At 30.1% G+C, this 11,541-nt stretch carries 14 protein-coding genes and 1 pseudogene; 9 read left to right on the top strand and 6 right to left on the bottom strand.

Going from position 1 to position 11,541, the window contains the following annotated elements; genetic code table 11:
• Positions 1-303: pseudogene (locus ACR0QS_RS06700) on the top strand (histidine kinase); the annotation flags it as partial.
• A gap of 4 nt (positions 304-307) precedes the next feature.
• Entirely contained in the window at positions 308-1,282 is a 975-nt protein-coding gene (locus tag ACR0QS_RS06695; RefSeq protein ID WP_432632665.1) for a helix-turn-helix domain-containing protein, read from the top strand.
• 97 nt (positions 1,283-1,379) lie between these two features.
• Here the strand turns inward: ACR0QS_RS06695 and ACR0QS_RS06690 are convergent, their stop codons facing one another.
• Together ACR0QS_RS06690 and rsmI are read right to left on the bottom strand one after the other, a co-directional pair.
• A complete protein-coding gene (locus ACR0QS_RS06690) occupies positions 1,380-1,676 on the bottom strand; it encodes a flagellar biosynthesis anti-sigma factor FlgM (RefSeq protein WP_432632664.1) in 297 nt (98 codons plus the stop codon).
• Entirely contained in the window at positions 1,666-2,442 is a 777-nt protein-coding gene (gene rsmI, locus ACR0QS_RS06685) for a 16S rRNA (cytidine(1402)-2'-O)-methyltransferase (RefSeq protein ID WP_432632663.1), read from the bottom strand. The genes ACR0QS_RS06690 and rsmI overlap by 11 nt, the downstream gene beginning before the upstream one ends.
• 187 nt (positions 2,443-2,629) lie before the next feature.
• Between rsmI and ACR0QS_RS06680 the strand changes: the two genes are divergently transcribed.
• The gene (locus ACR0QS_RS06680; RefSeq protein WP_432632662.1) at positions 2,630-2,812 is read left to right on the top strand and encodes a hypothetical protein; all 183 of its coding nucleotides are present in this window, start codon (positions 2,630-2,632) and stop codon (positions 2,810-2,812) included.
• Positions 2,813-2,848: 36 nt separating this feature from the next.
• Positions 2,849-3,283, top strand: coding sequence for a DUF2726 domain-containing protein (locus ACR0QS_RS06675; protein WP_432632661.1), 435 nt, complete (start codon positions 2,849-2,851; stop codon positions 3,281-3,283).
• Between the two features lie 68 nt (positions 3,284-3,351).
• On the opposite strand, the gene ACR0QS_RS06670 is transcribed toward ACR0QS_RS06675, so the two are convergent.
• Genes ACR0QS_RS06670 through rsxC form a run of 3 tightly spaced genes read right to left on the bottom strand, consistent with a single transcriptional unit; the run spans position 3,352 to position 6,342 of the window.
• Positions 3,352-3,924: an FMN-binding protein gene (locus tag ACR0QS_RS06670; RefSeq protein WP_432632660.1), complete on the bottom strand. Its 573-nt coding sequence runs from the start codon at positions 3,922-3,924 to the stop codon at positions 3,352-3,354.
• On the bottom strand, positions 3,924-5,021 hold the full coding sequence (locus ACR0QS_RS06665; protein ID WP_432632659.1) for an RnfABCDGE type electron transport complex subunit D: 1,098 nt from the start codon (positions 5,019-5,021) through the stop codon (positions 3,924-3,926). The genes ACR0QS_RS06670 and ACR0QS_RS06665 overlap by 1 nt, the downstream gene beginning before the upstream one ends.
• 10 nt (positions 5,022-5,031) lie before the next feature.
• Entirely contained in the window at positions 5,032-6,342 is a 1,311-nt protein-coding gene (gene rsxC, locus ACR0QS_RS06660) for an electron transport complex subunit RsxC (protein WP_432632658.1), read from the bottom strand.
• Between the two features lie 411 nt (positions 6,343-6,753).
• Here rsxC and ACR0QS_RS06655 point away from each other — a divergent pair, with 411 nt between their 5' ends.
• From ACR0QS_RS06655 to rfaD, 5 genes are read left to right on the top strand one after another with little or no spacing between them, the layout of a single operon-like run.
• Positions 6,754-7,806, top strand: a complete 1,053-nt coding sequence (locus ACR0QS_RS06655; protein WP_432632657.1) for an ABC transporter ATP-binding protein — start codon at positions 6,754-6,756, stop codon at positions 7,804-7,806.
• A 13-nt stretch (positions 7,807-7,819) separates the two neighbouring features.
• Positions 7,820-8,527, top strand: coding sequence for an ABC transporter permease (locus ACR0QS_RS06650; RefSeq protein ID WP_432632656.1), 708 nt, complete (start codon positions 7,820-7,822; stop codon positions 8,525-8,527).
• Between the two features lie 21 nt (positions 8,528-8,548).
• A complete protein-coding gene (locus tag ACR0QS_RS06645) occupies positions 8,549-9,121 on the top strand; it encodes an ankyrin repeat domain-containing protein (RefSeq protein WP_432632667.1) in 573 nt (190 codons plus the stop codon).
• Between the two features lie 19 nt (positions 9,122-9,140).
• Complete coding sequence (gene rfaE2 / locus ACR0QS_RS06640; protein ID WP_432632655.1) at positions 9,141-9,623, top strand: D-glycero-beta-D-manno-heptose 1-phosphate adenylyltransferase; 483 nt, start codon at positions 9,141-9,143, stop codon at positions 9,621-9,623.
• A 15-nt stretch (positions 9,624-9,638) separates the two neighbouring features.
• Entirely contained in the window at positions 9,639-10,586 is a 948-nt protein-coding gene (gene rfaD, locus ACR0QS_RS06635) for an ADP-glyceromanno-heptose 6-epimerase (RefSeq protein WP_432632654.1), read from the top strand.
• A gap of 101 nt (positions 10,587-10,687) precedes the next feature.
• Here rfaD and ACR0QS_RS06630 read toward each other — a convergent pair whose 3' ends face one another.
• On the bottom strand, positions 10,688-11,536 hold the full coding sequence (locus ACR0QS_RS06630; protein ID WP_432632666.1) for an Rpn family recombination-promoting nuclease/putative transposase: 849 nt from the start codon (positions 11,534-11,536) through the stop codon (positions 10,688-10,690).
• Positions 11,537-11,541: the final 5 nt, after the last annotated feature.

Genomic DNA, 11,541 nt, shown 5'->3' with positions numbered 1-11,541 from the left:
TCTTATGATTTAATAAATTATAATGACGAGGAATTTTTATTTAATAATGGTTTTAAGAATAATTTGATAAATAATAATCTTTTAATAAAAATAGTTTTTGAATCTCAAAATATACCCGAAGAAGTGGGATTAAAACTTTTTAAAACTCCGCTTTTAAATTATAATAACGATAATTTTAATAACTTGTATTTATATACTTCTTATAATATTATAGTTAAACATTCTGGAGATATTTGGATTGATAATATAGAAAATGGAAATAAAAAGAAAATCAATATAGTTTTGCCGATTAATAGAAGTTAATTTTATGAATAATATATTTGGATACATACTTTTAATTTTATACCTTATCGCGTTTATAATAGGTTTTTCCACAATAATTTATTCGATAGTTTATTATATAATAGAAAGAATAACTTGGCTTAAATATTATATAGTATTCTTATCAATATTTGGATTTCTTTTATTTATAAGAGCGATTAAATTATTAAGTTTTTTAGCAGTTCCTTCGTTTTTATCAAGTTCAATATTTAATACTTTATATCTTTTTATTTTAAGCGTTTCTATGTCTTCAATGCTATATTTTATTCCCGCTTTTTTGTATAGATTTTTAGAGCTTAAATGGGCGGTTAAAGAAAATGTCGAATATTTAATTCTATCGGTAATATTTTTTGTATTAAGTATATTAGGAATTCTTTTAAATTTCAATTTTTATATAATTGCAAATATAATATTTTATCTTTCAATTTTATTTTTGTTTATATTAGGATTTCTCAATTATAAAAATATAAAAGATAGGACAATAAAATTTATTGTCAAAATATTAGGATTAATAACTATATTTATATATCCTATTCTGGTTTATCAGTTAATCATATTAAATAAAAATGTTTTTGATATAGGTTCTATTGATTTAACTTTGGTTTTATTTTATATATGGTGGAATTTGGTAATGCTCGGCTATTTGTTGTGGTATTTTATTGGAATTATTAAAAATAAAAATAAATTTATTAATAAAGATTTGATTGAAAAAAATTCAAAAAATATTGAAGAGAAAGAAATTATAAATAAAAATAAATCATATTCAAAAAAAGAAGAATCCATTAATTTGACAAAAAGAGAAAAGGAAATATTATCTTATTTACTTTCTGGTAAAACAAATAAAGAAGTTTCGATAATACTTAAAATTTCTCTCAATACTGTCAATAATCATGTCGCAAATATCTATGATAAATCTGGCGTAAAAAACAGAGTTGAATTGGTAAATAAATTTTCAAAATAACATATCAAAATTTATATGTTTATGATAACTTTAAAATAAAAATAGCAAGCGTTAAGCCTGCTATTATTTATTATATATCTATAAAAAACAAACCTTTTTAATTTTCGGTCGGCATAGAATCTATAATAGAATTCGCTAAACTATTAAGAACTTCTTCTCTCAAAGCGCCTTCTTGCATATAGAGTTCAAGCCTTTTTTTAGCTTCCGCAACTTTTTCTTCTCTTACATCTGGCGTATCTTTTATTATTGATATAAGTTTTTCGTTTTGCAAAGCTATTTCGGATGCTTTAGAAATATCTACTCTATCGTATCCTATGTTAGAAACTTTTTCATTATGCCTAACATTAGATTTTTGCTGTATATTAGCAGCACCGCCTATTTTATCAATTGTCATAATCTGACTCCTTATAATTATTTTCGGCATTAGATTTGCATACTTTAGATTTTCTATTGTCAATAATCATGCAAAATTCTCCTTTACTAATTATACTATTATCGGAAAAAAAATCAATAATCTTTTTAGCTTTATCTCTAATAATTTGCTCAAATTGTTTTGTAAGTTCCCTTCCAATAATAATATCCGTATTTTCCCCAAATATGTTAACTATATCTTCAACGCAGTTTTTTATTCTATGAACCGATTCGTATATTATTATAATGTTTTTTTCGTTGTCGTAAAGTTCTTTTAATTGATTTCTTCTCTTTCCGCTTTTATTTGAAAGAAATCCGACAAATAAAATATTTCCAGACAAACCAGAAACAGAGAGTAAAGTCGTGAAAGCCGATATTCCTCCTATTGGGATTATATCAATATTATTTTCTATCGCTTTATTTATTATGCTCACTCCAGGGTCGCTTATGCATGGAGTCCCCGCATCGCTTATTATTGCGGCGGAATTTCCTTTTAATATATTTTCTATATACTGATTTATTTTATTTTCTGAAGAATGACTATGATATGAATATAAAGGCTTTTTTATTTTATAATAATTTAATAATTTTATCGCAACTCTCGTATCTTCCGACAAAATGAAGTCGACATTATTTAAAGTTTTTAATGCTCTAATCGTTATATCTTCCATATTGCCGATTGGAGTAGCCACGACATATAAAGCCGATTTTTTTATTTGATTATTTTCGTTATTAAAAATCAATTCCATAATTAGTAAAGTTTTATTAAATATTTTTAATTTATGTTTCACATGAAACATTATATATTATAATAACCTAATTTTTACAAATTTGTAGTAAATTATAAATGTTTCACATGAAACATTTTGAGTGTTAATTTTTGAAAATAATATTTTAAGTTAATATTCCGATATTTATTATAAGGGTTTAATTTTTATGGAATTTTTTATAGGCGTATTTGTATTATTGTTTATTGTCCTTATATATTTTTTAATTAGATATGGTGGCGAAGATTATAGCTATGACGATAATAAAAAGCAGTTTTATGAATATAAAAACAAATGGAATAATCAATATAATAAATATCATAAACAAAGCAAAGTGGAAAGAAGCCTTTAATATATGTCCGATGGAAAGATTAGAGTTAAAAGAATTATGAATAAAGAGGAAAATCAAATATATTATACAATTCTAAAAATATTTAAAAATAATTATAATATCAATACTCAAGTTTCTTTTAAAGCCTTTTTGGATTCAGAGGAAGGAACAAAATCTTGGTTATCGTTTAGAGATTTTTACTGTGATTTTCTTCTCACATATAAAACAGGCGAAAATTATCATAAACCAGCAGCCGTAATAGAATATCATGGTGGCGGACATTATGGAGACAGCGCCGAATTGAAAAGAAGAGTTATGGAAAACGATTTTATAAAAAATGAAGTATTGAATAAAGTTGGAATTAAAATTTTTATAATCAAAGAAGACGATATAAAAAACGATAAAAGATATATTGACAATAAAAAACTGGAAGAATTCTTAATAAATATTTATTCTCAAATGAAAACTTTTGAAAATCAAAAAACATCATAATATTAAGAATATAAAAAAGACTCACAATTAATGTGAGCCTTTTATATTATTAAGAAGTATTATTAAACTTATTTCAAAAACAAACTTACCGCTTCGTCTTTCGCTATATTAACCGCATCGACAACGCTTGTGCTTGAAATTGTCGCTCCGCTTATTGCCGCTATCTCTCCTTCGCTTGCTTCTTCGGGTTTTATTCCTTTTACGATGGAAAGAGGAACAATCGAACTTTGATTTTTGAATTGTTCTCTAAAAGAGCTTTCCAATATTCTGGCGCCAAGTCCCGGAGTTTCTGCCTGTTCGGTAATGACTATCCCCGTAACTGTTTCAGCATTTTCATCGAAACCTACTAAAACTTTATTTTCTCCGTTATAGCCTTTTGCGGAAGAAATAATCGCATAACCAGCGATTGAGCCGTCTTCCCTTTTTCCTATATAATATGTGAAAGTGGAATTTTCGGTTAAAGGACCTTCTACCGTATCCGAACCAATTATAACGGATTTGACTCCTTCCAATACAGTTTTTTCGGTATTTGCTAAAATATCTTTTTCAAACGAAGAGAATACAAACGAGAGTAAAAAACCCGCCACTAATGCCGTAATTGTAACCGAAATAACCGCTTTATAACTAACTTCTTTTTTCATTATTTTCCTCCTTCCTGTTTTTGAGTTTTTTGAATATTAATAGCTTCTTTCTTTCCGAAAGGCATCGGACGAGTAAGTATAGCTATCAAAGGCATAAACATATTTCCTATTAAAATTGAATACATCGTATATTCTGGCGAAGAACCGAAAGCCCTTAAAATCGCAAGAACCAAACCTATGAGTAACGCGTATATCCAAGCTCCCAGAGGACTCGTTGGGCAGGTAACCATATCGGTAGCCATAAAGAAAGCTCCCAGACAAAAACCGCCAGCTAAAACTTGATATATCGGAGAGGCAAATTTTCCCGGCATGGCTAAATTTAATAAAAGGCTTACTAAAAATAGAGAAATAAACATTCCAAGAGGAATTCTCCAATTTATAGTTTTAGTAATCAAAAGAAATATTCCGCCTATAAGCAAAAGTAAAAATGAAGTCTCGCCAATCGCTCCGCCCGTGCTTCCCAAAAACATTTGAAGATAATAATGAGATTCAAATTTTATCTGCTCGATTAACGAAGAACTTATTTCATTTGCATAAGTAAATTTCATAAAAGTTAATGGAGTGGCATGAGTTAAAGCGCCGACAGCTTCTATAGATTGAGTTGCTTCTGAAACCGCTATATCCAAATTTTTAACTATATTTTCAAATACGCTTAAAAATGGAACTCGTTCAGGAACGGGATACATAGTCATTTGAGCGGGGAAAGCGACTTGTAAAAAAGCCCTTCCAACCAAAGCGGGATTGAATACATTAGAACCTAAACCTCCGAAAACTTCTTTTGCAAATACTATCGCAATAACTCCGCCGATAACTACCATTGTAACTGTTGCGGTGGATGGCAATGTCATAACCAAAAGTAAAGCCGTGATTATCGAAGCGTAATCTGGCAGTAAAGGTCTTTTTCTAACTTTTTTAACTATTATTGTGCATAATACACAGGTTATAATCGAAGCCAAATATAAAATTATCACTCTATAACCAAATAGAATTACGCTATAAATAATAGCGGGCAAAAGAGCTATGATAACTCTTAACATTATTTTTTGTGTGGTATCTCCGTCTTTTATGTGAGGAGACGATTCGGTGTAAAAATTCATAATTATCTCCTTAATATCTTCTTAATAAATCTTTACCGTATCTAATCCATTGAACCAATGGAATTTTTGAAGGACATATATAAGAACAGCATCCGCATTCAAAACATGTCGCAATATCTAAATCGTTTAATCTTTCGCTTATTTTTGCTTTCGCAGTGTGAGCGATTTCTGTAGGGGAAAGTTTAAGAGGGCAGGCGTCAGAACATCTTCCGCATTTTATACAAGGATATTCCACTTCTTTCGGCATTTTATCCTTATTAAAAAATAATAATGAATTTGTTCCTTTATTTACGCATTGCTCCAAACTTGGAACGCTCGCTCCCATCATAGGACCGCCAGCTAATATTAAAACATTTTCCGCAGTCAATCCTCCGCAATTATCGACTATTGTAGAAATCGGAGTTCCAAGCGGAATCCATAGATTTTTATGTTCTTTTATCGCGTCTCCAGAAATTGTAACCATTCTTTCCATAAGAGGTTTATCTTTTGCAACCGCTTCGTAAATCGCATATAAAGTGGCAACATTAACGACTAAAACATTCACATCCATTGGCAATTTTCCTACAGGAACTACTCTTCCAGTCGCCGCGTCAATAAGCATTTTCTCCGCGCCTTGAGGATATCTTAATCTTAACGGCACAACTTCCACATTGTAATTTTTTGCCGTTTTTGACATCTCTTCTATAGCGATTGGTTTATTCGCTTCTATTCCAATAATAGTTTTTTTAACGGAAGGAATTATTTTTCTTAATATTTCTATTCCTTTAAATAAATCTTCCGTATTTTCAAGCATTAATCTATAATCGCTTGTAATATAAGGTTCGCATTCCACACCGTTTATTATTAAAGTGTCGCATCCGCCTTTAGCAGCTCCGTCAACTTTAACATTTGCAGGGAATGTCGCTCCTCCCATACCGACTATGCCCGCTTTTTTGATTTTATCGGACATTTCTTCAACCGATAAAGACATAAAATTTGATTTTTCCGAATACGGCAGATTTAACGCGTTAGCTTCAACATTGATAAGCAAAGCGTTAGCGCCTCTTCCCAAAGGCGGAGGAGCTATTTCTACCGAAGCCACCGAACCCGTTACCGAAGAAGAAACATTTCCAGAAACATATCCGTTTGCCTCTCCGATAATTTCGCCTCTTTCGACTTTATCGCCTTTATTTTTTAAGATTTTAGCGGGAGCGCCTATATGCTGCGCCATAGATATAAGGACGCTTTTTGGAGGATTTTCCAAATTTGACGAAGCTATATTAGCCGTGTCTTTACTGTCATGAGGATGCACGCCGCCAAAACGAAATTTACCTAATTTCATAATATAATCCTTCATTAATTATTCGTAATATATTATAACATAATGGTTTTATTTGTCAAAGAAATAAATTAATAATTTTTTAGTTCTTGACGGGTCGCGGATGGAGGAAACTGTTTTTATTTTAAATAGTTAATGCAATAGTTGAATTTATTTGTTATTATTGTGAGCGTTGCCGAAGGCACACATAGTGTGGCGAGCAATCCACTTTTTATTAATATAGTTAACCGAATTATGATTTTTGTCATTACAAAACGAATACATGCAATCCTTTATTCAACTAAATTATTACTTTAACGCTTGATAAATTTACTTTTTACTGTTATATTATTTCAATCAAATAATTAAATTTAATAATTAAAATAATTTAAAAAAATTAAGAAAATAAAAAATAAAATGTTTTAAGGACTGTCAATGATAAAAGTCGATAACATTGTTAAATATTACGGAGAGCATTTGGCTTTGAAGGGCGTTTCATACACGATAAATAAAGGCGAAATAGTGGGCTTCTTGGGACCGAACGGAGCGGGAAAAAGCACTATGATGCGAATTATTACGGGTTATTTGCCTGCGACAAGCGGATATGTTTATTTAGACGATTACGAAATTTACGATAATCCTATAGAATTAAAAAGAAGAATCGGATATATGCCAGAAAATATTTCTTTATATACCGAAATGACGGTTATCGATTATTTAAAATTTGCGGCAAAATTGAAAGGAATTGAAAGAAAACATATTAAAAGCGCTTTGGAAAATACCATTGAAATAACGGGACTCACAAAATATAGAGATAGAATAATCGGGCATTTATCGAAAGGCTACAGACAGAGAACGGGAATCGCTCAAGCAATAATACATGACCCCGAAGTTTTAATATTGGACGAACCGACAAGCGGACTCGACCCGAATCAGTTAATTGAAGTTCGTTCTTTAATAAAAAGTTTGGGCGGAACTCGAACGGTTATATTGTCGACTCATATATTAAGCGAAGTTGAAGATACTTGCGAAAGAGCTTTAATCATAGACAGCGGAGAGCTTATTGCGGAAGATACAATCGAAGGCTTGAAAACTGCGATGGACAGAGAAATACTCGGCGGGAATATCGAATTAAAAGTCGCGGGAAGAGTAGAAGACGCGCTTATTTGCGTTAGGGAAGTTCAAGGAGTCATTCAGGCGGAAACGGATAATTTCGGTTCTATTATAATCGAATGCGAGCGAGGAAACGATATAAGAGGGGCTATAGTTAAACATTTGGTTCAAAGCGATTTTGAAGTTTTGGAAATCAGAGCTAAAGAAAGAACTTTAGAAGAAGTGTTTATATATTTTACCGATAAAAAGAAAAGCGAAGATTTTGACAAGTCTAAATATATTAAAGACGAAATAGTTTCAAAAGATTTAAACAATAAAGATTTAAACGAAAATTCGGACGAAAAATCAAACGATACAAAAGAAGATAATAATTAAGAGGTAAAAAATAATGAAAAATATTTATGTTATATTCGCAAGGGAAATACAATCTTTTTATGTTTCTCCTTTATATTATATATTGGGATTTATTTATTTGGCGCTTACGGGATATTTCTTTACGATAGAAATTTATTATAGCAGATTGGCGGTTATGGAAAACACAATGTATAATATAGGATTTTTTACGATATTATTTCTTTCTATATTATGCATGAAATTAATTGCCGAAGAACGAGCTTCTGGAACTTTCGAGCTTATTATGACATCTCCTATAACTTCTTTGCAATATGTGATAGGAAAATATTTGTCCGTTTTGGTTGTTTACGCTTCTTTGCTTATAATGACTTTTGTTTATCCTATTCTTCTTATGGTATTTGGAAAGCCAGATATGGGAGTAATATTCAGCGGTTATTTGGGATTATTTTTGCTTGGAACTGCTATTTTGGGACTCGGATTAATAGCGACAAGCATCTCAAAAAGTCAATTGGTTGCGGCGATACTCGGAGTTTCAATGGGAATATTCGCTTATATTATAAACTGGCTTAGCGAAATGTTTACGGGAGCGAGCAGAATATTAAATGCAATTTCCATAACGACATATTTTTCGGATTTCACAAAAGGAATGATTGATATTCAAAATGTAATCTTCTTTTTGATTTGGGCAATCGCCTGCATTTCAATATCCACTATGCTTGTGGAATCTTATAAATGGCAATAACGGAATTTAAAAATGTCTAATATATCGGAAATAGTAGAATATGTGAAAAATAACGACTTGGAAAAAGTAAAAAAAATTATAGAAAAAGATAATTCTTTAGCGGACGCGAGAGACGAAGAATCAAAATTTACTTTATTAATGATTTGCGCTAAAAAAGGTTATTTCGATATTGCAAAATTTTTAATTGAAAACGGAGCGAATTTAAACGACAGAAGCCGAACGGGAATAACCGCTTTAATGTTTGCATGCGCCGAAAAACAAACGGAAATTGCAAAATATTTGATGGACTGCGGAGCTAATGTTAATTTGAGAGACAAGCCTATGTTTAGCGCTTTGCTTTATGCTTCGCTCACAAAAGAACATTCGATAATAGAATATTTAATAAAAAACGGAGCGGATGTTAACGCAAAAAATTTTAATCTGTTTACTCCGCTTATGTTTGCCTCCAAAATTAACGATTTGGAAACGGTTAAACTTTTAATAGAAAATGACGCCGATATAAATATTAAAAATAAAGAAGGAAAAACCGCTTTGGATATCGCGATAAATAACGGACAAAAAGAAACGGCAGAATATTTAAGTAAATTAATTTAATATTTTTAAAGAAGTTATTATGAATAAAAAAAATAAAAAAATTGTTAATATAAAAGAATTGAAAGAAATTATAAATAAAATTTCAAAAGAAAATAATAATTTAAAAATCGTATTTACCAACGGATGCTTTGATATTCTTCATCGCGGGCATGTGGAATATTTGCAAAAAGCGAAAGAACTGGGCGACTTATTAATATTGGGTTTGAATAGCGACTCTTCGGTTAAAAGATTGAAAGGAGAAAATCGTCCGATAAATAACGAAGAAGACAGAGCGATAGTTTTATCCGCTTTGGAATGCGTAGATTTTGTAATAATATTTGACGAGGACACTCCTTTTGAATTGATAAAAAATTTGAAACCCGATATACTTGTTAAAGGCGGAGATTATAAATTGGAAAATGTTATTGGAAGAGAATTTGCAAAAGAAACGATATTGATAGATTTTGTGGACGGATATTCTACGACAAAAACTATAAAAAATATAAATAAAATAAATAATTAAATAAAGGAGTTTTTTATGATTATAGTAACAGGCGGAGCGGGATTTATAGGTTCTAATATAGTTCAAGGATTAAATAATTTGGGAATTGACGATATAATTATTATTGACGATTTGAAAAACGCTTCAAAACATAAAAATTTGAATAGAATAAAATTTAGCGATTATATCGACAAAGAAGATTCGATTGATTTTATAAATAAACATAAAGAAAAAATAGATTCGATTTTTCATCAAGGCGCTTGTTCGGACACTATGGAAACGGACGGAAATTATATGATGAAAAATAATTATGAAACGAGTAAAAATATTCTGCATATTTGTCTTGAAAATAAAATTAGATTATTTTACGCATCGAGCGCTTCGGTTTACGGAAACGGAGAGAAAGGTTTTGCCGAAAAAGAAGAAAACGAATATCCGTTAAATGTTTACGCTTTTTCAAAATATCAATTCGATAGATATGTTAATAAACTTGCGAAAGAGAAAAAAATAAACAGTCAAGTTGTGGGATTAAGATATTTCAATGTTTACGGACCTCAGGAAAATCATAAAGGCAGAATGGCGTCAGTTGCTTTTCATTTATTCAATCAAATAAAATCGGGCGAGAATATGAAAATATTTGAGGGAAGCGAAAAATTTTTAAGAGATTTTATCTATGTGGACGATGTCGTTTCGGTTAATAATTTCTTTTTTGAAAACGAAAAAATAAGAGGAATATTTAACTGCGGAACTGGACAAGGCGAAAGTTTTTTGGAAATAGCGAAAGCGTTAAAAGAAATTTATCCAAAATCGAATATTGAATATATACCTTTTCCAGATGCCTTAAAAGGAAAATATCAAAAATTTACTCAATCGGATTTAACGCTTTTAAGAGAAGCGGGCTATAATAAAAGTTTTATGACTGTAAACGCGGGAGTAAAAAAATACGCTCAAGTTTTGGAAGAAAGCGGCGGTTATTTGATGTAATTTATTTAAATTTAATTCAATAAATAAATTAATAAACTTTGGAATTTCTTTTTTATCTATATTTTCAAAAAGATTCGTTTTCTATATAATACGTCATATAGTTACAGTTTACGAATTGCTTCTATACTTAATCCCGTTATTTCGCTTATAAGGTTAATGTCCATATTTTTATTTTTCATTGCAATTGCCATTGAGATTTGTTCGGCATGTCTGCCCGCTTCAAATCCGTCTTTTGTTGCGCCTCGCATTAGGCTTGATTGATAAAATAAATAAGCCTCTCGTTTGTCGTATTCGTTAAGCAAATCCTTATTGTCGGTAAAATAATTGTATTTTTTCATTGCCTTTTCAAAAATCGTATCTTCTTTTAATAATTGAGACATGTCTTCCTCCTTGTTTGATTTCAAAAATAAAATCCAATTTTTTAATTCTTTTTTAATGTCATCATTTTTATCAAATTTTGGAATTTCCACATAATGTAATTGGATATGGTCTGTCAAAATTTTATTGCTGTTTTTCTCTTTTAATAAATAACAAGTATGCATTCTTTTATCGGTTTTGTCAAATAAAATATCGTCAATCAAATTAATACTAATTACGGGTTTCAATTCTGGATAATCATCGCCTTTCTTTAAAGTGCTTGAATAATTTTTACTCCAATAATATAAAGTCCGCTCAAAAAAATTCTTTGTGGAATAAGTTTGAATTTCAATTATTACGATTATTCCGTCTTCGGTTACGGCTTTTAGGTCTACGATACTTTCTTTATTATTCGCTTTTTCAGATAAATTGAATGGATTAATAATTTCTACAGATACAAAAGTTGCAAAATTTGAATCAATCATTATCGCATTAATAAAGCTTAATAATAAATCCTCGTCTCCTTTAAGTCCGAAAAAATAACGGATAAAATAATCGTTTAGCTTTTTTACTTCAATAATATTATTACTCATAGATA

The organism is Brachyspira sp., from assembly GCF_050873525.1.
GTDB lineage: Bacteria > Spirochaetota > Brachyspiria > Brachyspirales > Brachyspiraceae > Brachyspira.
This window is presented reverse-complemented; position numbering and strand designations above follow the sequence as displayed.

Coding starts and splice junctions, on each gene's coding strand:
- ACR0QS_RS06695 (WP_432632665.1), top strand. CDS start 308: ATGAATAATATATTTGGATACATACTTTTAATTTTATACCTTATCGCG.
- ACR0QS_RS06690 (WP_432632664.1), bottom strand. CDS start 1,676: ATGACAATTGATAAAATAGGCGGTGCTGCTAATATACAGCAAAAATCT.
- rsmI (WP_432632663.1), bottom strand. CDS start 2,442: ATGGAATTGATTTTTAATAACGAAAATAATCAAATAAAAAAATCGGCT.
- ACR0QS_RS06680 (WP_432632662.1), top strand. CDS start 2,630: ATGGAATTTTTTATAGGCGTATTTGTATTATTGTTTATTGTCCTTATA.
- ACR0QS_RS06675 (WP_432632661.1), top strand. CDS start 2,849: ATGAATAAAGAGGAAAATCAAATATATTATACAATTCTAAAAATATTT.
- ACR0QS_RS06670 (WP_432632660.1), bottom strand. CDS start 3,924: ATGAAAAAAGAAGTTAGTTATAAAGCGGTTATTTCGGTTACAATTACG.
- ACR0QS_RS06665 (WP_432632659.1), bottom strand. CDS start 5,021: ATGAATTTTTACACCGAATCGTCTCCTCACATAAAAGACGGAGATACC.
- rsxC (WP_432632658.1), bottom strand. CDS start 6,342: ATGAAATTAGGTAAATTTCGTTTTGGCGGCGTGCATCCTCATGACAGT.
- ACR0QS_RS06655 (WP_432632657.1), top strand. CDS start 6,754: ATGATAAAAGTCGATAACATTGTTAAATATTACGGAGAGCATTTGGCT.
- ACR0QS_RS06650 (WP_432632656.1), top strand. CDS start 7,820: ATGAAAAATATTTATGTTATATTCGCAAGGGAAATACAATCTTTTTAT.
- rfaE2 (WP_432632655.1), top strand. CDS start 9,141: ATGAATAAAAAAAATAAAAAAATTGTTAATATAAAAGAATTGAAAGAA.
- rfaD (WP_432632654.1), top strand. CDS start 9,639: ATGATTATAGTAACAGGCGGAGCGGGATTTATAGGTTCTAATATAGTT.
- ACR0QS_RS06630 (WP_432632666.1), bottom strand. CDS start 11,536: ATGAGTAATAATATTATTGAAGTAAAAAAGCTAAACGATTATTTTATC.